Raw genomic sequence first — 19,968 nt, forward strand, 5'->3', positions numbered from 1 at the left:
AGTTCCGTCGATTCGACGAACGGTTCGACTCGACGGTTCAGTCGTGCGGCGAGCTGCCCTGGGCCGGGTCGTGGACGTCGAGCCGGCCGCACATGCCGAACCGCTGCGGCCCTTCCGCGCGCATCACGTGCACGTCCGCCTCCGCGAGGTGGCCGATGTCGCCTTCCCGCAACCGGTTCAGCTGATCACCGGTGCGCTCGGCCGAGGCCAGGGCGCCGGCCCGCCACCGCTTCTCCCAGTCGTCCAGAACGTCCTGCTTCAGCCGCACGGCGGATCGGTAGAAGTCGTCCAGTGCCGCGTCCTCGCCTTCCTCGACGCGTCGCCGCAACTCCTGGAATCCCTCGACGGCGAGATCCCTGCGCCGCCTGGCCGACTCCTCGTCACCGGCCTGAGCGTGCGCGGGGTAGTTCTCCGCGTCGGCCAGCACCTCGGCGGGGAACGTGAACACCGCGTCCCCCGCCTCAGGCAGGCCGCTGTTCTGCATCACGACGAGGATCCGCAGGTCATCGTCGTTGACCAGGCGGTGGATCGTGCCGGGCGTGAACCAGGCGACGGTGCCTTCGCGCAACGGCGTCTCGGCGAACCCGCGCCGGGTCAGGGTCTGGACGCTGCCCCGCCCGCCGATCACGTAGTAGCACTCCGCACAGGCGAGGTGGACGTGCGGCGAGCCGCCGCAGACCCCGTCCACCGCCGGCCAGTCGTACACCCTCAGACCGGAGATCCCCACCCCACCGGGAAACGGCGTCACCACGGATGTTCCTCCACATAGGATTCCAGTCGGGCCCTGTCCCACTCGCCGTCGGCCACGACGAGCCGGTAGCGCAGGTTCAGCGCGTCGCCAGGAGCCAGCTCCACCGTGTCGTGGAAGGCGAACGACGGGTTGACCGCGGCGAACGGTGTGCTGCGCACGAACCAGTGCGTGCCCTTGTTGTCCGGGTGGTCCAGGAACAGCAGCGTCGACGAGCGGTCCACCTCGTCGTGACGGCCGATGAACGCCAGCCACCGCGCGGTCTCGCCCATCATCTCCTGGCCCACTCCCCCGTCCGCCGCGACGACCTGGCCGTCGGTGAACGAACGCGGGCCGCGCCAGAAGAAACCGGTGTAGCCGGCCAGCTCACGGCCGTTGGTCGTAGGGCTGCCGAAGACCAGCGGTTCCAGGCGGAGGTTCGTCAGCGTGGTGGCGAACTCCAACGTCCACGAGTCGTCCTCGACGTCATGCACCGAGAACGAGCGCGTCTCCCCGACCCAGCGCTCTCCCGCCTCGGTGAACCAGGACAGCCGCTCGGTGAACCGGGCACCGTCGACCTCGAAGTCCTCGTGCCGCATGGTCCCGACGTTGGGCAGCACCACGTACCCCTGGTCGCGCACGTACGTCACGCCACCCCAGAAGTTCTCCCCCGACACGTCGGTCGCGGTCATCTGCACGCCCTTGTGCCAGCGGTGGTCGTGCGGCCGGAACGCCGTCACCACGTCACCGGCCAGCGTGCGCACGGGATGCAGGTAGGGCTTCGGGCCCTCGAACGCCGGCGTCGACGGCCGGTGCACGTACCGGAAGAGCTCGACGTCGCCCACCGACACGGCGAGCACCTCGTCGTCCTGCCTCGTGATCACCGGGGATCCGCCCACGGGGCACCGATTCCTTCCATCGTCGCGTAGAACGGGCTGTCCGGGCCGATCTCGCCCGCCTTCACGACGGCACCGGTGAACGCGGAGGCGTAAAGCGCCGCGACGAACTCCATCGTGTTCCTGGTGTCCGCCAGGGTCACCGGTGGCGTCTCGCCGCTGTCCAGCGCGTCCAGCAACGCCGTCAGCTGGCACCGGTGGCCGCTCACGACCAGCGGCTGCTCGCCACGCCAGGCACCGACGACCTCGTCATGGCCGGGCGCGGGAGTCATGGTCCAATGCGCGTCGGTGTAGCCGTAGAGGTGCTCGACCTCGACCGTGGCTCGCTCGAAGTCGAACCTCAGCTGCGAGGTCTCCCTCGGCGACAGCAAGGAGTTGATCACCGAGGCGACCGTGCCGTCGGCGAAGGTCACCAGCGCCATCGAGACGTCCTCGGTCTGCACGTCCCGCGCCTGCCGGACCGCCACCGCCCGGATCTCCTGCCACGGCCCCAGAACCGACAGCAGCAGGTCGAACTGGTGGATGCCGTGACCCATCGTCGGCCCGCCGCCCTCGCTCTCCCACGTGCCGCGCCACGGCACGTCGAAGTAGGCGTCGCCGCGATACCAGAGCGTGTCGCACTTGGCGACGAACGACCGTCCGAGCACCCCCTCGGAGACCAGCCGGCGCAACCGGATCGCGGCGGGCCCGAAGCGGTGCTGGAACACCGTCGCGACCCGGCCGGTCGAGCCGTGCTCGGCCGCGATCAGCATGTCGATCTCGCTCAGCGACAACGCCGGCGGCTTCTCCACCAGCACGTTCACGTTCCCGGCGAGGCACTCCAGCGCGAGCGGCACGTGGGAGCGCGGCGGTGTGCAGATGTGCACCAGGTCCAGGTCCTCCGCGTCGAGCAACGCGGCCGGAGTGAGGTGTGTGCGCGGCACACCCCACTCCTCGGCGAACGCCGTCGCACGACCGGCGTCCACGTCCACGACCGCGACCAGTTCGACGCGTCCTCCCGCCGCCCGCAGCGCTTCGGCGTGGGCGGCCGCGATGGCGCCCGTGCCGATGATGGCGGCACGCCTCACTTCGCCGCGTCCACTTCGGCCTGGACTTCCTTGATGAACGCCGCGGCGGCGGCGTCGGGCGTGGTCCGGCCGAACAGCACGTCCTCGGTGTGCCGCTTGAGGATGGTGTCGAGGGTGCTGGCGCCGTTCGGCGTGATCCTGGGCGGGTCGCTGACCGGGACCGTGTCGAGGTACTCCTTGGCGGCCTTGTCGGTGTCCTTGAGCTGTCCCGCGATCGCCTCGCGGATCTTCTGGTTGGCGGGCACGCCGCGTTCGGTCAGCAGGATCTTCGCGGCCTCCTCGTCGTTGGCGAGGAAGCTCACGAACGCGGCGGCCTCGGCCGGGTACTTCGACCGCGAGGACACCGACCAGAACATCGACGGCTTGTAGTAGGCGCCGGGTGCCTTGCCCTGCGTCTCGCCGGGCAGCCGCAGCAGCTTCAGCTTGGCGCCACTGGCGGCGGTCAGCGCGGTGAGCTGGGTGTTCCACCACAGGCCGAACGCCGCGGTGCCGGTCGCGGTGGCGGACTGGTTCAGCCCGGCGGAGGCCTTCTCGACGGTCACCGACGGCGGCGCCGCGACACCGGACTTCGACAGGTCGAGGATGTACTGCCAGTAGTCGCGCGCGATCTCCTGCGGCAGCACGACCTTGGCGTCGGCGTCGAACATCGCCTTGCCCTGCTGCCGCGCCCGGATGCTCAGCCCGGCCGCGTCGTTGATGCCGGGCGACTGCACGCCGAACACCTGACCGCCACCGGCCTTCGACACCTGGTCGCCGATCTTCTTCAGGTCGTCCCAGGACCACTTCGTGTCGTCGGGCACCGGGATGTTGTACTTCGCCAGCACGTCGAGGTTGACCATGATCGAGTACATGCCCAGGCCGACCGGCAACCCGTACTGCTTGCCCGCGATCGCACCGGTCGCGAGCGCCTTCTGGTCGAAGTTCGCGGTGTCCAGGTGCTTCTTGGCCTCGTTCAGATCGAACAACGCGCCGCGCTCGGCGTAGGAGGCGATGTAGAGCTCGTCCATCTGCATGATGTCCGGCGCGTCGTTGGCCGCCATCGTGGTGGCGAGGCTGTCCCAGTAGCCGTTCCACTCCTTGAACTCGCCCTTGACGGTGATGTTCGGGTGCTTCTTCTGGAACATGTCGATGACCTGCTGGGTCCGCTTGTGCCGGTCGTCGGCGCCCCACCAGGTGAAGCGCAGCGTGACCTTCTCCGTCGTCAGGTCGCCACCCGCGTCGGACCCGGACCCGCACCCGGCCAGGGACGCGGTCAGCGACAGCAGAACCGCCCACGCGGCACCGCGGCGAACACCTCTGAACATGAGCTGTCCTTTCGGCTACTTGCCCCCGGTCGTGGCGATCCCCTGGACGAGGTACCGCTGGCCGACCAGGAACGCGAGGAAGATCGGGAGGAGCGACACGACGCTCATCGCGAACTGCGAGCCCCACGACGTGGCGACCGTCGAGTCGACGAACGAGCGCAGAGCGACGGGGACCGTGTACATGTCCGGATCCGTCAGGTAGATCAGCTGGCTGAAGAAGTCGTTCCACGTCCAGATGAACGTGAAGATCGTGGTGGTCGCGAGCGCCGGTTTCATCAGCGGCAGCACGATCTGCGCGAAGATCCGCGGGTGACCGCACCCGTCGATGCGCGCCGCCTCGTCGAGCTCGCGCGGCAGGCCCCGGATGAACTGCACCATCAGGAAGACGAAGAACGCGTCGGTGGCGAGGATCTTCGGCACGATCAGCGGCAGGAACGTGTTGACCCAGCCGATGTTCGAGAACAGCACGTACTGCGGCACGATGATCACGTGGATCGGCAGCATGATCGTGCCGAGCATGAGGCCGAACCACCACCGCTTGCCGGTGAACTGCAACCGGGCGAAGGCGTAGGCCGCCATCGAGCACGACACCAGGTTGCCGACGATGCAGCCCAGCACCAGGATCGCCGAGTTGAGCAGGTAGGTCCCGAACGACGGCGTGAGCGCGTTCCAGCCCTCGGTGTAGTTCTCGGTCTGGAAGCTGTCGAGGATCAGCCCGGGGCTGCGGAAGATCTCGTCACCCGGCCGCAACGAGCTCACGACCATCCACAGCACCGGGTACAGCATCACGAACCCGAACAGGACCAGACCGGCGTGCTTGGCCAGCCGGGAAAGCCGCTCAGTCGTCATAGAACACCCAGTACTTCGCCGCCCAGAAGTTGATCGCCGTGAACGCCGCGATGATCAGCAGCAGGAACCAGGCCAGTGCCGACGCGTAACCCATGTCGAACCGGCTGAAACCCTGCTGGTACAGGTAGAGCGTGTAGAACATGGTCGAGTCGGACGGCCCGCCGGTGCCGCCGGAGACGACGAACGCCTGCGTGAACGACTGGAACGCGTGGATGATCTGCAGCACCAGGTTGAAGAACAGGATCGGCGACAGCAGCGGCAGGGTGATCCGCCAGAACCGCGACCACTTACCGGCCCCGTCGATCGCCGCGGCCTCGTAGTAGACCTCGGGGATCTGCCGCAGCCCGGCCAGGAAGATGATCATCGGCGAGCCGAACGTCCACACGTTCAGCACGATCAGCGTCGACAGCGCGGTGTCCGGGTCGGAGATCCACCCCTTGCCCTCGACCCCGAAGAAGCCCAGCACGCGGTTCACCAGGCCCTCGGTACCGAAGACCTGCGTCCACAGCACCGCGATCGCCACGCTCGACCCGAGCAGTGACGGCAGGTAGAACGCCGAGCGGTAGAACGCGAGTCCGCGCAGCCCGCGGTTGAGCAGCAGCGCGACGCCCAGCGCGCACGCCAGCTGCAGGGGAACGGACACGAGCACGTACGTGAACGTGACCCGAAGCGCGTTGTGCAGGCGCGTGTCGCTGAGGATGCGCGCGAAGTTGTCGAATCCGATGAGCTTCGGCGGCTGGATCAGGTTGTACCTGGTGAAGCCCAGTCCGAAGGACGCGAGCACCGGACCGACCGTGACGAGGAGCAGTCCGGCGAACCAGGGCGCCAGGAACCAGAACGCGGCCTTGTTGTCCCGTTTGCGCACCTGCGTGCCGCTGCGACGCAGCCCGCGCAGTTCGTCGAGGGCGCTCATGAACTCCTGACCCCGTCGTCTGGAAAACGCTTTCCGGAGTCTGCATCGGTGCACCACGAGCGTCAAGCAAGGCTGTCGAATGCAGTCGAACGGGTCGTCGAACAGCCGCGTCACCGTTCGACGACCCGTTCGACACAGGTCCTTTGTGGACCTGGTCGCTACGCGTAGGGGTTGCGGCCGGAGAGCCCGCCCACCTTGCACGGGCCGTTCGACGCGTCACGGCAGACGACGACGCCCATGTAGGTGATCGAGTCGCCGCTGATCGACCACGTCAGGTTGTTGTAGGACGAGTAGTCCTCCTTGTCACAACCGGAGTAGTCGTACCGGCGCGTCGGCGTCGTGTCCGGGTGCAGCGACCCGTTGTAGAACAGGAAGTAGGCGTAGACCGGCTTGGCGTCACAGCCCCAGTCCGACACGAGCAGGTCGATGTTGCCCACCGAACTGCGCCCGGTCCAGTCGAACGTCGCCCCGGCGTACCCGTAGTCCTGCCCCGAGTAGATGAACTCCTGGTCGGCGGCAGCGGCCGAGGGCGCGTTGACGACGACCGCCGAGAGCGCGACCACGGCGGCGGCCGCGACCCGGCCGGCGATCTTGCTGAAGGTTCTCGAAACCATGACGGCAGTTAACAGCGCTCACCCGCGTGTGCTGAAGCTATTGCTTCTCAACGCAAAGCCTCACCAGCGCCGGCCGAGCCGGTCAGACGGACTTGCCGGGCGGCGCGGAGCAGAACACCCGCGGGGTCCCCCAGGCGTTGGCGGCGTCGCGGCCGCCGCGCACGTCCAGCAACGTCAGCCGGTCGACGTCCGAGATGTCGACCTCGACGTGCTGGGGAGCGTCGGCGATGCTCGCCTGCCGGGTGACGGCCTCCGCCTTGTCGGCCCTGATCACGAACTGGCCGACCCCCTCCGTCTGGGCCGAGGCCGCGTCCTTGCCGATCCACACCGACAGCCGGGTGCACCTGCCCGCGGTGGACCAGGTGCGGAAGTTGGCCGACTGAGTCGCCGAGGAGCCGCCCGAACCCCGGATGCCGCGGGCGAACGGCTCCTTGCCCACCCCGATGCTGATCGACTCCAGGGTCTCGTGCCCGGCGCCGGACTCGATCGTCTGGTAGGTGGTGAGGTCGTACCAGTCCTCGACGGGCCGCGGAGGCGCGGCCGGTGACGTGGTGAGGACGGTGGCCGCCGGCTCTTCGCCGCTCAACACTCCGCTGACGAGCAGGGATATTCCGACGACCAGCACGATGGCCACGGCCGCCGTGCCCGCGATCCATCGCCTGGGTTTGTGACCTGCGCCACCGTCTTGCCTAGTCATGCCCGGCATTGTCTGGGACGGACACCTCTTTGTTACAGGGTCAGCTCCTTTTGAGACAAAAAGAAACTCCATTCAGCGCAATACCTGGAACACCGGCGGCTCCTCCGCCGCCAGGTCGTCCGGCAGCCGAAGCGCCTGCCGGCGCGGCACCAGTTCCGACTGCAGCACGATCGCCGCGGCGCCGATCGCCGGTGCCGACGCGGCCGACGGCGACAACCGCACGGAGATCGGGTGCACGTCGCGGGCGATGAACGCGCTGTCGAGCTCGGCGCGCAGCACGGGCAGGTAGATCGAGCCCGCGATGGCGAAGCTCGGGCCGGTGAGCACCAGCACCTCCAGGTCCAGCACGTTCGCGAGCGTGCGGGCCGCGGCCGCGACGTAGCGGGCGGACCGTTCCAGCAACGCCACCGCGCGGGCGTTGCCCTGCCGGGCCGCCCTGCTGATCGCCGCGAAGTCCGCCGCGACCGGCGTGGCCGCGCGGGTCCTGCCGCCGACCAGGCCCGCCGCACGGGTGAGCGCCCGGTCCGCCCGTGCCTGCTCGACGACGGCGGCGGGACCGGCCAGCACCTCCAGGCATCCCCTGGCACCGCACCAGCACCGCGGGCCGTCGACGTCGAGGCAGGCGTGGCCGATCTCGCCGGTGTGCCCGCTCGGGCCGCGGTAGGTCGTGCCGCCGAGCACGATCCCCGCACCGATCCCGGTGCCCATGAACAACGCGGCGAACGTCGACGTGGCGCCCACGCCGCCGGACCAGTGCTCGCCTATCGCCGCCGCGGTCGCGTCGTGGTCGAGCACCACGGGCAGGCCCGTCGCACGTTCCAGTGCCCGGCCGAACTCGTGGTGCTCCGCCGGGCGGGCCGCGACGAGTCCCAGCCCCAGGATTCGATCGCGTTCGACGCCGACGCTGTCGATCAGCGCGTCGGCCTCGCGGGCCACCCTGGCGACCACGGCCGCCGGCTCGTCGGTGCCGGCACCGGCGCGCGAGATCCTGGCGACGACCGCCCCGCCGAGGTTGGTCAGCACGTAGGTGATCCGCGCGCCGTCGAGGTGCACGCCGACGGCGTAGCGCGCGAAGTGGTTGAGCTGCAGCATGACCCGGCGCTTGCCACCGGTCGACTCGGCGTGCCCGGTCTCGGCGACCAGGCCCTCGTCGATCAGGCCGCGCACGACCGTGGAGATCGTTCCGCCGGTCAGGCCGGTGGCGTTGACCAGGCCGACCCGGCTGATCATGCCCGCCGCCCTGACCAGGTCCAGCACCGCCGCCCTGGTGCTCGCGTGGGTCACCCGCGCCGGTCCGCTCACCGCACTCCTCCGTCGAACGACGAACTTGGCACATCGACAAGCTCGGGATCAGTAAAGCATCCCGAGCCGTTGACTTTCTTTGTTTAGTAACTGAAGAATCCTCGCCGCGAACCACCCAGCCCACGGGAGGATCAACGATGTTCCTGCACAAGAGGCTCTGCTCACTCGGTCTGGCCGCGGTCGTCGCCGCCACCGCCGCCTGCTCCGGATCCGGCGGAGCGAGCCGGTCCCGCGACACCCTCGTCGTCTACACCGGGCAGGCCGGCGACTACCAGCTGAACTTCAACCCGTACGCCCCCACCCTGATCGAGGGGCCCGGCACGATCTACGAGCCGCTGTTCTTCTTCAACATCGCGAAGGACCAGCCGCCGAAACCCCTGCTCGGCACCGAGTTCCAGTGGAACCCGGACGGCACCGAGCTCTCCGTCACGCTCAGAAACGACGTGACCTGGTCCGACGGCGAGAAGTTCACCGCGGAGGACGTCAAGTTCACGCTCGACATGGTCGCGAAGACCCCCGCTGTCAACAAGACGGGGTTCAAGGGCACGACGACCGCGGTCGACGACACGCACGTGGTCGTCAAGTTCCCCGAACCGTCCTACATGGACGGACCGCAGGTGCTCGGCCAGCTGTGGATCATGCCCGAGCACATCTGGAAGAACTACCCCACGCCCGCGACCGAGGTGAACCAGAACCCGGTCGGCACCGGGCCGTTCCAGCTCGGCGAGTTCAAGGCGCAGTCGTTCACCCTCAAGGCCAATCCGAAGTACTGGGGCGGAGAGCCCGCGCTGAAGCAGATCCGCTACCTGTCCCTGTCGGGCAACCAGGCGGGCGTGGACGCCCTCAAGGCCGGGTCGATCGACTGGCAGACCGGGCCGGTCCCGGACATCAAGGACGTCGAGAAGAACTACCCCGGCTACAAGGTCGTCACGCTGCCGCTCAACCAGGTCGCGTTGTTCACCTGCTCCAACGCACAGCTCGGCTGCCAGGGCGCGCAGACCGATCCGGCCGTGCGCCAGGCGATCTACCACGGCATGAACCGCACGCAGATCAACTCGCTGGCGTTCCAGAACACCGCCGCCGCGATGTCGCCCGGCTACACCCTCCAGCCGCGCGACGAGTCGCTGATCTCCAGCAAGCTCACCGACCGCATGGCGCCGATGAACGCCGACACCGCCAAGTCCGACCAGATCCTCACCGCCGCCGGTTATGCCAAGGGCCCCGACGGCATCTACGCCAAGGACGGCAAGCCGCTGGCGCTGACCGTGAAGGTGGTCGCCGGCTGGACTGACTACATCACCGCGCTGGAGACCCTGAGCCAGCAGCTGCTCAAGATCGGCATCAAGATCACGCCGCAGCAGCTGTCGTGGAACGAGTGGGCGGACGCGCGCGGTCGCGGCCAGTTCGAGCTGCTGATCGACTCGGTGGAGCAGGGTCCGGCGCCGGACCCGTACTACACCTACAGCTACTTCTTCTCGACCGCGACGACCGCGCCGGTCGGCGAGGCGGCCAACCCGAACTTCGCCCGGTTCAGCAACCCGGTCGTGGACGCCGCGCTGGCCGAGCTCAAGAAGACCGACCGCGGCAACCCCGCGCGGCAGCAGCACTACGACGCCATCCAGGTCGAGCTCGAGAAGTCCATGCCGTACATCCCGGTGCTGACCGGCGGCGTCCCGAACGAGTACAACGACAAGGCCTTCACCGGCTGGCCCACCAAGGACGACCTGTACGCGTTCCCCGCCGTGTGGAAGCGGCCGGACGCCTCGCAGGTGTACGCGAAGCTCAAGCCCGCCGGGTCCTGACGATGGGCTACCACCTGCGCAAGGTCGCCTTCTACCTGGCGGCGCTGTGGGCGGCGGTGACGTTGAACTTCGTCATCCCGCGGCTGCTGCCGGGCAACCCGGTGGACATCCTGATGGCCAAGCTCCAGCAGCGCGGCGGGTCCGTCGACCCCGCCGCCCGGCAGGCCTACGAGACACTGCTCGGCACCGGCGGGCGGGAGTCGTTCGCGCAGGAGTACCTGGCGTACCTGGGCAGTCTGCTGCGCGGTGATCTCGGGGTGTCGGTCAGCGCGTTCCCGGCGAAGGTCTCCGACGTGATCGGCGCGTCGCTGCCGTGGACCGTCGTGCTGGTCGGCCTCGCAACGCTGATCTCGTTCGTGCTGGGCATCGGGCTCGGCGCGCTCGTCGGCTGGAGGCGCGGCACCTGGCTCGACTCGCTGGTGCCCGCGACCACGATGCTGGCCGCGGTGCCGTACTTCTGGCTGGCGCTGATCCTGGTCGCGCTGCTCTCGTCGGGGCTCGGCTGGTTCCCGCTCAACGGCGGCTACGACGTGGTCCTGGATCCCGGCTGGAGTCCGGAGTTCCTCGGATCGGCGCTCTACCACGGCATCCTGCCCGCGCTGACGATCGTCGTCTCGTCCGTCGGCGGCTGGCTGCTCGGCATGCGCAACATGATGGTCTCGGCCATGTCGGAGGACTACGTGCTGACCGCGCGGGCCAAGGGCCTGACCGGCAGCCGGGTGATGATCCGGTACGCGGCCCGCAACGCCGTGCTGCCGTCGGTCGCCGGGTTCGCGATCTCGCTCGGGTTCGTGGTGTCCGGGTCGATCGTCACCGAGCAGGTGTTCTCCTACCCCGGCATCGGGTCGAAGCTGCTGCAGGCCGTGCAGAACAACGACTACGCGCTGATGCAGGGGATCTTCCTGGTGATCACGGTCGCGGTGCTCGGCGCGAACCTGGTCGTCGACCTGCTGTACGGGCTGATCGACGCCCGCACGAGGGATCGGAGCACGGTGTCATGACCTGGTCAGGGAAACTCGGCGCCGGGCTCGGCCTGGCCGCTTTGATCGTCCTCTTCGGACTGCTCGGCCCGCTGCTCACCGGCGATCCGGCCACCATCAGGGACATCGGGCTCACCTCACCCGGCGGTGACCACCTGCTCGGCACCACGATCATCGGCCAGGACGTCCTCGCCCAGCTCACGCACGCCACTCGCGGCTCGCTGTGGATCGGCGTGCTCGTCGGGGTCATGGCGACCGTCCTGTCCGGGATCTTCGGCATCGTCGGCGCCTACGCGGGTGGCGTCGTGGACGAGGCGTTCTCGTTGTTCTCCAACGTGATGCTGGTGATCCCAGGACTGCCGCTGGTCATCGTCATCGCCGGTTTCGTGCCCGCCGACCAGCGCGGCACGTGGACGATCTCGCTGGTGCTCGCGATCACCGGGTGGGCCGCGGCGGCGCGGGTGCTGCGCGCGCAAACGTTGTCGTTGCGCAACCGGGACTACGTGGCCGCGGCACGGGTGTCCGGCGAGAAGACCTGGCGGGTGATCTGCGTGGAGATCCTGCCGAACCTGCTGCCGATCCTGGCCTCCCAGTTCGTGTTCGCCGTCGTTCTCGCGATCCTGAGCGAGGCGGGCCTGTCGTTCCTCGGGCTCGGCGCGGCCGACTCCTCGACGCTCGGCACGATGCTCTACTACGCGCAGAACGGGTTCGCGCTGCAACGGGAAGCGTGGTGGTGGTTCGTCCCGCCGGGGTTGATCATCGCGTTGTTCGGGGGCGCGCTGTCGCTCATCAACTTCAGCATCGACGAGATCATCAACCCCGCGTTGCGCGAACGGCCCAGGCGCAAACGCGATGTCGTTGCCACCACACCCGCGGTGGCCCCCGCGGACCAGGACGCCGTCCTGACGGTCACGAACCTCAACGTCGTGTACCAGGGCGCCACACCCGTGCACGCGGTCAAGGACGTGTCGCTGACGTTGCGGCGGGGCGAGATCCTCGGCCTGGCCGGCGAGTCCGGCTGCGGCAAGACCACGCTCGCCTACGCGATCAACCGCCTGCACCGGCCACCGGCGGAGGTCACCTCCGGCTCGGTCGTCTTCGAGGGCGTCGACGTGCTGGCACTGGGTCCGGAGGAGCTCCGCGAGTTCCGCTGGGTGAAGTTGTCCATGGTCTTCCAGGGCGCCATGAACTCCCTGAACCCGGTCACCCCGATCCGCGCGCAACTGCAGGACGTCCTGCGCACGCACCGCCCGTCGACGTCCACTTCGGACCGTGAGGCCCGGTGCGCGGAGGTGCTCCGGCTCGTCGGCGTCGACCCGGCCAGGCTCGGCTCGTATCCGCACGAGCTGTCCGGCGGCATGCGGCAGCGGGTCATGATCGCCATGGCGCTGCTGCTCGAACCGCAGGTCATGATCATGGATGAACCCACCACCGCGCTCGACGTGCTGGTGCAGCGCGAGATCCTGAACGAGATCAAGCGCTTGCGCGACGAGCTGGGGTTCGCGGTCGTGTTCATCACGCACGACCTGCCGTTGCTGCTGGAGCTGAGCGACCGGATCGCGGTGATGCGCGACGGGGAGGTCGTCGAGTACGCGGCGGCCGAGGAGATGTACCTGCGGCCGCGGCACCCGTACACCCGTCAGCTGCTGGCGTCGTTCCCCAGCCTGACCGGCGAGCGAGGAGCCCTGATCCGATGACCACGCTCGAAGTCCGCGACCTCGGCAAGACGTTCCACCGGCACCGCGCGGTCGACGGTGTCTCGTTCACGCTCACCGCCGGGCGGACCGTCGCGCTGGTCGGCGAGTCCGGATCGGGGAAGTCGACGATCGCGAGGATGATCGCCCGGCTGGTCCGGCCCACCTCCGGCGAGATCACGCTGACCGGTCCGGACGGCGACCCGGTGCCGTCGCGCCGGTACCGGGACCACGTGCAGATGATCTTCCAGGACCCGTTCGCGTCGCTCAACCCGTTCCACACCGTCGAACACCACCTCGCCCGGCCCCTGCTGCTGCACGGCCGCTCCCGGACGGAGGTGCCCCACCTGCTGGAGCGGGTGAGCCTCTCCCCGGACCTCGCGCGGCGGCGTCCGCACGAACTGTCCGGCGGGCAACGGCAGCGCGTGGCCATCGCCCGCGCGCTCGCACCGGGCGCCACGGTGATCGTCGCGGACGAGCCGGTGTCCATGCTCGACGTCTCGATCCGGCTCGGCGTGCTCAAGCTGCTCGACCGGCTGCAACGCGAGGAGGACCTCGCGGTCCTCTACATCACGCACGACCTGGCCACCGCCCGGCACTTCTCCGACGAGGTGCTGGTGATGCACCGGGGCCGCATCGTCGAACGCGGGCCGGGCGACGACGTGCTGCTGCACCCCCAGGACCCGTACACCCGGCAGCTGGCCGCCGCCGCGCCCGACCCCGAAACCCGTTTCCTCCAGGGAGGTCCGTCTTGATCCGGCAGTACCTGCACGACGGCTGGCAGCTGACCGCGACCACGAACGAGGTACCGGACAACGTCCGGGGCAGGACGGTGCCCGCGAGCGTGCCCGGCAGCACCCACCTCGACCTGCTCGCGTCCGGGCTGATCACCGACCCGTTCCTCGACCGCGCCGAGGAGGAGCTGGCCTGGACGCACCGCGCGGACTGGCGGTACAGCACCCAGTTCCTCGCCGCCGCCGTCACGTCCGGGCAGCAGGCCGACCTCGTCTTCGACGGGCTGGACACGATCGCCTCCGTCGAGCTCAACGGCCACCTGCTCGGCCACACCGCGAACATGCACCGGAGCCACCGCTTCGACGTCCGGCCGTTCCTCTTGGACGGCGCCAACGACCTCACCGTGTCGTTCTCCTCCGCGCTGTCCCACGCGGAGAAGGTCGAGGCGGCCTTGGGCCGGCGCGAGCACGTCAACGCGCACCCGTTCAACATGATCCGCAAGATGGCCTGCAGCTTCGGCTGGGACTGGGGACCGGACCTGCAGACCGCGGGGATCTGGCGACCGGTCCGGCTGGAGCGCTGGCACACCGCGCGCCTGGCCCTAGTCCGTCCGATCGTGACGGTGGCACCGGACGGGACCGGCCAGGTCGAGCTGCACGTCGACGTCGAGTGGGCGCAGGACGCCACCGAGACTCTGACACTGCTGATCACCGTGGGCGCGCACAAGCGCACCGTCGTCGTCCCGGCCGGTCAGACGACCGTGGTCGCCCGCGTGGACGTGCCCGGCGCCGAACTCTGGTGGCCTGCCGGGTACGGCGGACAACCGCTCTACAACCTCGACGTCGTGCTGCGCGGCGGATCGGAGCAGCTCGACAGCACGGCCAAGCGGATCGGGTTCCGCACGATCACCGTCGACACGACCCCCGACGAGCACGGCACCCCGTTCACGATCGTCGTGAACGACAAGCCCGTCTTCGTCAAGGGCGCCAATTGGATCCCGGACGACCACTTCCTCACCCGGATCACCCGCGACCGGCTGGCACGGCGGGTCGGCCAGGCCGTGGCCGCGCACGTCAACCTGCTGCGAGTCTGGGGCGGTGGGATCTACGAGTCCGACGACTTCTACGACGTCTGCGACGAACGCGGAGTCCTGGTGTGGCAGGACTTCCCGCTCGCGTGCGCCGCGTACCCGGAGGAGGAACCGGTGCGCGGCGAGCTGGAGGCCGAGGCCCGCGAGAACGTCGTGCGCCTGATGTCCCACGCCTCGCTGGCGCTGTGGAACGGCGGCAACGAGAACCTGTGGGGATTCGCCGACTGGGGCTGGCCGGAGCAGCTCGACGGCCGGACGTGGGGGCTGGGCTACTACGACGACCTGCTGCCGGGGATCGTGGCCGAGCTCGACCCGACCCGGTTCTACTGCCCCAGCAGCCCGTACAGCCCGGTCGACGGCGTGCACCCGAACGACGAGAACCACGGCACGCGCCACGACTGGCACGTCTGGAACCAGGCCCCCTACGAGCACTACCGCGACCACGTGCCGCGGTTCTGCTCGGAGTTCGGGTTCCAGGGCCCGCCGGCGTGGTCGACGCTCACCCGGTGGATCCACGACCAGCCGCTGACCCCGGACTCGCCGAGCTTCCTGACGCACCAGAAAGCGGAGGACGGCAACGGAAAGCTCGCGCGCGGCCTGGCGGCGCACCTGCCGGTGCAGTCGGCCTTCGAGGACTGGCACTGGGCGACGCAGCTCAACCAGGCGCGGGCGGTGAGCTTCGGCGTCGAGCACTTCCGCTCGTGGTGGCCGCGCACGGCCGGTGCGATCGTCTGGCAGCTCAACGACTGCTGGCCGGTCACGTCCTGGGCGGCGATCGACAGCGAGGAACGGGTGAAGCCGCTGTGGTTCGGGCTGCGGCACGCGTACGCGCCCCGGCTCCTCACCTTCCAGCCGCGCGGCGACCGGCTCGTGCTCGTCGCCGTCAACGACCACGACGAACCGTGGGACGCGCACCTCACCCTGGAGCGCCAGACGTTCCGGGGTGTCACCCTGCACCTGACTAGACTGCGCCGGACGGTGCCGCCCCGCTCGATCCTCGAACTGGATCTGGACGAGGCGTTGCCGCGGCCGGTGAACGACGACGCGGAGGTGATGGTGGCGACCACCGCCGAAGCCCGCGCGATCCTGCCGTTCCGGGAGGACGTCGACCTGGCGTACGACCCGCGTCCCCTCTCCGCCCAGGCGCATGCCGTGCCCGGCGGGTACGAGGTCGAGGTGCGCGCCGGTTCGTTCGCGCGGGACGTCACGATCCTGGCCGACCGGGTCGCGCCGGACGCCGTCGCCGACGACTCGCTCGTGCCGATGCTGGCAGGAGAGGTGCGCGTGTTCCACATCCGCACGGACGCTTTCGTCGATCCCGCGGCCTTCACCGATCCACTGGTCCTGCGCTGTGCCAACGACCTCCGCGCCACCGACCTCCGCGCGGTGCCCGATGCCCGCTGAACCGACCGGCGCGATCGGGCTGGTGCTCGCGCGGCCCGCGCGCCTGCTCGGCGTCGAGCCGTTCTTCATGGAGTTCATCGCGGGGATCGAGGAACGGCTCGCCGAGCGCGACCTGTCCGTTCTGCTGCACGTCGTCGCGGACCACGAGGCCGAGATCGCCGCGTACCGCCGCTGGGCGGGCCGCGGTCTGGTCGACGCCGTCGTGGTGGTGAACCCGGTGGCGGACGATCCCCGCCCCGCGGTGCTCGCCGAGATCGCACTGCCCGCGGTCGTCGTCGGCGACGACCCGGTGCTGCCCTCGGTCCGCACCGACCACGCCGGCCCGGTCGCCGAAGCGCTCGGGCACCTGCTCTCGCTGGGGCACCGGCGGATCGCCAGGGTCACCGGCCCGTCGGCGTTGCAGCACACGCGGGCCCGCACCGACGCGCTGCTGGCCGGATGCGCGCAGGCCGGCGTCGACCCGGTGATCGTCGAGGGCGACTACTCGGAGGAGGCGGGCGCCAAGCTCACCGCCTCGCTCCTGAGTGGACCGGAGCCGCCCACCGCGATCCTCTACGACAACGACGTGATGGCGGTCGCCGGACTCGCCGCGGCCGCCGAACTCGGTGTCGCGGTGCCGGATCGGCTCAGCCTGGTGGCGTGGGACGACTCGACGCTGTGCCGGCTCGCCTCCCCCGCGCTCACGACGATGAGCGTCGACGTCCACCAGTTCGGCGTGTCGGTGGCGGAGTCGGTGCTGGAACGGATCGACGGCGGCCCGGTCACGCCGCGCTGGTCGCCGACCGCCCGCTACCTGCCGCGCGGCACGACGGCACCCGCGTCCACTTAGGACACCGGGGCGCCGGGGACCTGGGGTGCCGGCGGTTGCGAGAAGAGGTCTCGCCCCGTCGGCCCGCCCGGGCGCGAACCTTGGCATGATGGCCGGGTGGCCACCGACGCGGATGCCCGTTCGATCGTTCTCCGCCGCTACTGGCAGCACGTCATCGAGTTCGCCCTGCTGGCCGTCGCCGCCGTCCTGAGCGTGTTCCTCGGCGTCCTGCTGTCGGTGCCGCTCATCAAGCTCGGCGTGACGCCGAAGGTGTTCTCGGTGCTGCCGTGGGCGATGGTGGTGGCGGTGTCGTTGCTCGGGGTGCTGTGGATCGAGATCTGGTACCCGTACCGGCACGGCGGTTCGACGCCGGCGATGCGCTGGCTGGGGCTGCGGATCACCACGCTGCGCGGCGGCGAGCCGTCGTTGCGGGACTACTTCGTGCGGTGGCTGCTGATGGCCGTGGACGGCCTGCTGATGGGCCTGGTCGGCGCGGTGCTGATCGCGGTGACACCCCGCAACCAGAGGCTCGGGGACATCGTCGCCGGCACGGTGGTGGTGCGACGCCCCTCCCCCGCGGACCCCGTCACCTGAGCAGGCCGCTGCGCCACGCCCAGATCGCGATCTCGGTGCGGTTGCGCGCGCCGAGCTTGCCCTGGACGTTGGTCAGGTGCGACTTCACCGTCGACAACGAGACGTGCAGCCGGTCGGCGATCTCGGCGTTGGTCCAGCCGCGTGCCACCGCCAGCACGACGTCGAGCTCGCGGCCGGTCAGCGGCTCGCCGGGCCGGTCGGGCCCGGAGCCGCCGGTGAAGTGCGCGAGCAGCCGCACCGTCACGGCGGGCGAGACCAGCGCTTCGCCTCGCACCGCGGCGTGCACGGCCTCCACCAGCAGCCGCGGCCGGGCGTCCTTGAGCAGGAACCCGCAGGCCCCGGCGAGCAACGCGGCGTAGACGTTCTCGTCGACGTCGTAGGTGGTGACGACCAGCACCCGCAGCGGGTCCTCGACGCCAGGTCCGGCCAGCAGCCGGGTCGCCCGCAACCCGTCCAGCTTCGGCATGCGGATGTCCATCAGCGTCACGTCGGGACGCAGCTGCCGCGCCAGCCTCACCGCCGCCTCCCCGTCGGCGGCCTCGCTGATCACCTCGATGCCGGGCTCGGCGTCGAGGACCAGCCGGAAACCGGTGCGCACGAGGGTCTGGTCGTCGGCGATCAGCACGCGGATCGTCATCAGATCCCCCTCGGCACGGTGTCGGACGGATCGTCGTCCGGTCCCAGCGGCAGCCGTGCGGTGACCCGCCAGCCGTCGTGGCCGTGCGGACCCGCGGCGAGCTCGCCACCCAGCTCGGCCATCCGCTCGGTCATGCCGAGGACGCCATGTCCGCCTTGTGCCGCAACGCCGTCCGGCACACCGTCGTTGTCGATCTCCAGCACCAGGCCGTCCTCGTCGGATCGCGCCGTGACCCGCACGACGGTGGCACGCGCGTGCCGGCGGGAGTTGGTCAGCGCTTCGAGCAGCACCCGGTGCAGAGCGACGGAAACCCTTGGCGGCAACGGAAGTGCTTCGACGTCGTCACCCACGTGCACCGCCACCTCCTCCCCCGCCGCGGCGCGCACGACGTCGCCCAGCACGAGGCTCGGTGACGGCAGTGGCTCGTCGCTGCGCAGCACCCCGACCAGTCCGCGCGTGGCGGTCAGGGCCTCGGCCGCCGCGTGCTCGATCTGGTCGTACACCTCGGCGGGGTCCTGGGCCGGTGCCGCCGGATTCGCGGCCAGCGCCTGGGCGGCACGGGTCCGCACCACGATGCCGGTGACGTGGTGCGCCACCAGGTCGTGGAGGTCCCGCGCGAGCTGCAGCCGGTCCTCGGTGCGGATGCGCTCCAGCTCGCGGCGGTGCCGGGCGTCCGCGTCCCGCAGGATCAGGCCCAGCGCCAGCGCCGCGCCCCACGCCAGCGCCGCGGCCACCGGGAACAACGCCGCCGGATAGTCCAGGCCGTAGCGCACGATCGGAGCGAGCACGACGGTGACGCAGGCGGCGACGGCCAGCACCGCCGCCCGCGCCGGAGGGAGCCGGCGGCATCCGGCGGCGGCCAGCAACAGCACCGCCAGCACCTCCGTCAACGGCGGCTGCGCGGCAACCTGCTCCACGAATCCCGCGGCCGCCGTGCTGAGCAGCGACAGTCCCATGACCGCGCCCGCCAGCAGCTCGACCCGGCGGGGGAACCTGCGGCGCAGGACCGCCAGGATCGCGGCCGCCGTGCCCGCGTACGGCACGACCACGGTGAACAACGGTCCCAGCACGCCCCGCGGACCGTCCCCGCCGGACACCTGCACCGCGTCCACGACCGTCGCGACGAGCAGCACCGCGACCTCGGCCACGAACACGCTTCGCCGCGCCGGCTGTCCCCCTGCGGTCATACCGGCATTCTGGCCCCGGCTCCGGCGGAGGATCCCGCTACCCCGCCCGCTTGACCGCGTCGACGTAGACGTTGGAGGCGGGCAGGTAGCTCGCCACCACCGCCAGCGCGGCCACCGCCGCGCCGCCGTACGCGGGCAGCGTCGCCGATCCCTCCCCGATGAACAGCGACGCCACCTGGAAGACCGTGAACACGGTCAGCAGGATCCTGGCCCAGTTGCGTCCCGACCTGAGCTTGAACGCGAGCCACAGCTGCACCAGCGCGATCACCAGCGCGATGCCCGCCACGAGCACCTGGGTGAACGTGGCAGCGCTCTGCAGCTGTTCTTCGGTCATCGCCGTCCCCGACGCCCTCAGCGCCTCGACGAGATCATCGCGCGTGCCCACCAGGACACCCACCGACGTCACCGCGAAGACGCACGACACGAGGAACCCCACGAACGCCGCGATGATGGTGCCCGGCGGCGTGGTCCTGCCCGTTGCAGTAGTCATGATCACGACCGTAGGACGCGACGAAAGTGGTTGCAGCACAACGGGTTGCCATCTAGTACTTTCGGACGAGAGCCCGGTTGCGGTGGTCCGTGAAGGCCGCCAGCATGCCGGGCTCTCCGTCTGGACGCCCAGCGGAGCGGGCGAGGGGGCACGCGGCGACCGCCGCCGCGCACCGGCT

At 70.0% G+C, this 19,968-nt stretch carries 19 protein-coding genes; 7 read left to right on the top strand and 12 right to left on the bottom strand.

Annotation, left to right across the window (positions count from 1 at the left end; translation table 11 throughout):
• Window positions 1-37: 37 nt before the first annotated feature.
• The 9 genes from SK854_RS10340 to SK854_RS10380 all read right to left on the bottom strand — a co-directional run bounded on the left by SK854_RS10340 (window position 38) and on the right by SK854_RS10380 (window position 8,369).
• Window positions 38-751 (bottom strand): cupin domain-containing protein, encoded by a 714-nt coding sequence (locus SK854_RS10340; protein ID WP_319974795.1) that lies wholly within the window; start codon window positions 749-751, stop codon window positions 38-40.
• A complete protein-coding gene (locus tag SK854_RS10345) occupies window positions 745-1,611 on the bottom strand; it encodes a DUF6807 domain-containing protein (protein WP_319974796.1) in 867 nt (288 codons plus the stop codon). Before SK854_RS10345 ends, SK854_RS10340 begins: the two co-directional genes overlap by 7 nt.
• Window positions 1,608-2,690: a Gfo/Idh/MocA family protein gene (locus SK854_RS10350; protein WP_319974797.1), complete on the bottom strand. Its 1,083-nt coding sequence runs from the start codon at window positions 2,688-2,690 to the stop codon at window positions 1,608-1,610. The genes SK854_RS10345 and SK854_RS10350 overlap by 4 nt, the downstream gene beginning before the upstream one ends.
• Window positions 2,687-3,994: an ABC transporter substrate-binding protein gene (locus tag SK854_RS10355; protein ID WP_319974798.1), complete on the bottom strand. Its 1,308-nt coding sequence runs from the start codon at window positions 3,992-3,994 to the stop codon at window positions 2,687-2,689. Before SK854_RS10355 ends, SK854_RS10350 begins: the two co-directional genes overlap by 4 nt.
• A 15-nt stretch (window positions 3,995-4,009) precedes the next feature.
• Entirely contained in the window at window positions 4,010-4,843 is an 834-nt protein-coding gene (locus SK854_RS10360) for a carbohydrate ABC transporter permease (protein ID WP_319974799.1), read from the bottom strand.
• A complete protein-coding gene (locus tag SK854_RS10365) occupies window positions 4,833-5,756 on the bottom strand; it encodes a carbohydrate ABC transporter permease (protein ID WP_319974800.1) in 924 nt (307 codons plus the stop codon). The genes SK854_RS10360 and SK854_RS10365 overlap by 11 nt, the downstream gene beginning before the upstream one ends.
• A gap of 158 nt (window positions 5,757-5,914) precedes the next feature.
• Window positions 5,915-6,370: a hypothetical protein gene (locus SK854_RS10370; RefSeq protein ID WP_319974801.1), complete on the bottom strand. Its 456-nt coding sequence runs from the start codon at window positions 6,368-6,370 to the stop codon at window positions 5,915-5,917.
• An 82-nt stretch (window positions 6,371-6,452) separates the two neighbouring features.
• Window positions 6,453-7,067, bottom strand: a complete 615-nt coding sequence (locus SK854_RS10375; RefSeq protein ID WP_319974802.1) for an NPCBM/NEW2 domain-containing protein — start codon at window positions 7,065-7,067, stop codon at window positions 6,453-6,455.
• A 72-nt stretch (window positions 7,068-7,139) separates the two neighbouring features.
• Window positions 7,140-8,369, bottom strand: a complete 1,230-nt coding sequence (locus tag SK854_RS10380) for an ROK family protein (protein ID WP_319974803.1) — start codon at window positions 8,367-8,369, stop codon at window positions 7,140-7,142.
• A 137-nt stretch (window positions 8,370-8,506) separates the two neighbouring features.
• Between SK854_RS10380 and SK854_RS10385 the strand changes: the two genes are divergently transcribed.
• The 7 genes from SK854_RS10385 to SK854_RS10415 all read left to right on the top strand — a co-directional run bounded on the left by SK854_RS10385 (window position 8,507) and on the right by SK854_RS10415 (window position 17,476).
• Window positions 8,507-10,171: an ABC transporter substrate-binding protein gene (locus tag SK854_RS10385; protein WP_319974804.1), complete on the top strand. Its 1,665-nt coding sequence runs from the start codon at window positions 8,507-8,509 to the stop codon at window positions 10,169-10,171.
• 2 nt (window positions 10,172-10,173) lie between these two features.
• Window positions 10,174-11,172 carry an ABC transporter permease gene (locus tag SK854_RS10390; protein ID WP_319974805.1) on the top strand — a complete coding sequence of 333 codons (999 nt, stop codon included), beginning with the start codon at window positions 10,174-10,176 and terminating at the stop codon, window positions 11,170-11,172.
• Window positions 11,169-12,848, top strand: a complete 1,680-nt coding sequence (locus SK854_RS10395; RefSeq protein WP_319974806.1) for a dipeptide/oligopeptide/nickel ABC transporter permease/ATP-binding protein — start codon at window positions 11,169-11,171, stop codon at window positions 12,846-12,848. The genes SK854_RS10390 and SK854_RS10395 overlap by 4 nt, the downstream gene beginning before the upstream one ends.
• A complete protein-coding gene (locus tag SK854_RS10400; RefSeq protein WP_319974807.1) occupies window positions 12,845-13,600 on the top strand; it encodes an ABC transporter ATP-binding protein in 756 nt (251 codons plus the stop codon). The genes SK854_RS10395 and SK854_RS10400 overlap by 4 nt, the downstream gene beginning before the upstream one ends.
• A complete protein-coding gene (locus SK854_RS10405; protein ID WP_319974808.1) occupies window positions 13,597-16,074 on the top strand; it encodes a glycoside hydrolase family 2 protein in 2,478 nt (825 codons plus the stop codon). Before SK854_RS10400 ends, SK854_RS10405 begins: the two co-directional genes overlap by 4 nt.
• A complete protein-coding gene (locus tag SK854_RS10410) occupies window positions 16,064-16,903 on the top strand; it encodes a LacI family DNA-binding transcriptional regulator (RefSeq protein ID WP_319974809.1) in 840 nt (279 codons plus the stop codon). Before SK854_RS10405 ends, SK854_RS10410 begins: the two co-directional genes overlap by 11 nt.
• 96 nt (window positions 16,904-16,999) lie before the next feature.
• The gene (locus SK854_RS10415; protein WP_319974810.1) at window positions 17,000-17,476 is read left to right on the top strand and encodes an RDD family protein; all 477 of its coding nucleotides are present in this window, start codon (window positions 17,000-17,002) and stop codon (window positions 17,474-17,476) included.
• Here the strand turns inward: SK854_RS10415 and SK854_RS10420 are convergent.
• The 3 genes from SK854_RS10420 to SK854_RS10430 are packed head-to-tail and all read right to left on the bottom strand — an operon-like array spanning window position 17,469 to window position 19,790.
• Window positions 17,469-18,113, bottom strand: coding sequence for a response regulator transcription factor (locus tag SK854_RS10420; protein WP_319974811.1), 645 nt, complete (start codon window positions 18,111-18,113; stop codon window positions 17,469-17,471). The genes SK854_RS10415 and SK854_RS10420 overlap by 8 nt on opposite strands.
• Complete coding sequence (locus SK854_RS10425) at window positions 18,113-19,300, bottom strand: sensor histidine kinase (RefSeq protein ID WP_319974812.1); 1,188 nt, start codon at window positions 19,298-19,300, stop codon at window positions 18,113-18,115. Before SK854_RS10425 ends, SK854_RS10420 begins: the two co-directional genes overlap by 1 nt.
• Window positions 19,301-19,337: 37 nt before the next feature.
• Complete coding sequence (locus SK854_RS10430) at window positions 19,338-19,790, bottom strand: hypothetical protein (protein WP_319974813.1); 453 nt, start codon at window positions 19,788-19,790, stop codon at window positions 19,338-19,340.
• Window positions 19,791-19,968 lie beyond the last annotated feature (178 nt).

The organism is Lentzea sokolovensis (assembly GCF_033949975.1).
In the GTDB taxonomy this organism is placed as follows: domain Bacteria; phylum Actinomycetota; class Actinomycetes; order Mycobacteriales; family Pseudonocardiaceae; genus Lentzea; species Lentzea sokolovensis.

What these genes read in the sequence shown, in the direction of transcription:
- SK854_RS10430 (WP_319974813.1), bottom strand. Translation starts at nt 19,790, where the DNA reads ATGACTACTGCAACGGGCAGGACCACGCCGCCGGGCACCATCATCGCG.
- SK854_RS10385 (WP_319974804.1), top strand. Translation starts at nt 8,507, where the DNA reads ATGTTCCTGCACAAGAGGCTCTGCTCACTCGGTCTGGCCGCGGTCGTC.
- SK854_RS10425 (WP_319974812.1), bottom strand. Translation starts at nt 19,300, where the DNA reads ATGACCGCAGGGGGACAGCCGGCGCGGCGAAGCGTGTTCGTGGCCGAG.
- SK854_RS10355 (WP_319974798.1), bottom strand. Translation starts at nt 3,994, where the DNA reads ATGTTCAGAGGTGTTCGCCGCGGTGCCGCGTGGGCGGTTCTGCTGTCG.
- SK854_RS10360 (WP_319974799.1), bottom strand. Translation starts at nt 4,843, where the DNA reads ATGACGACTGAGCGGCTTTCCCGGCTGGCCAAGCACGCCGGTCTGGTC.
- SK854_RS10400 (WP_319974807.1), top strand. Translation starts at nt 12,845, where the DNA reads ATGACCACGCTCGAAGTCCGCGACCTCGGCAAGACGTTCCACCGGCAC.
- SK854_RS10420 (WP_319974811.1), bottom strand. Translation starts at nt 18,113, where the DNA reads ATGACGATCCGCGTGCTGATCGCCGACGACCAGACCCTCGTGCGCACC.
- SK854_RS10370 (WP_319974801.1), bottom strand. Translation starts at nt 6,370, where the DNA reads ATGGTTTCGAGAACCTTCAGCAAGATCGCCGGCCGGGTCGCGGCCGCC.
- SK854_RS10410 (WP_319974809.1), top strand. Translation starts at nt 16,064, where the DNA reads ATGCCCGCTGAACCGACCGGCGCGATCGGGCTGGTGCTCGCGCGGCCC.
- SK854_RS10375 (WP_319974802.1), bottom strand. Translation starts at nt 7,067, where the DNA reads ATGACTAGGCAAGACGGTGGCGCAGGTCACAAACCCAGGCGATGGATC.
- SK854_RS10390 (WP_319974805.1), top strand. Translation starts at nt 10,174, where the DNA reads ATGGGCTACCACCTGCGCAAGGTCGCCTTCTACCTGGCGGCGCTGTGG.
- SK854_RS10365 (WP_319974800.1), bottom strand. Translation starts at nt 5,756, where the DNA reads ATGAGCGCCCTCGACGAACTGCGCGGGCTGCGTCGCAGCGGCACGCAG.
- SK854_RS10395 (WP_319974806.1), top strand. Translation starts at nt 11,169, where the DNA reads ATGACCTGGTCAGGGAAACTCGGCGCCGGGCTCGGCCTGGCCGCTTTG.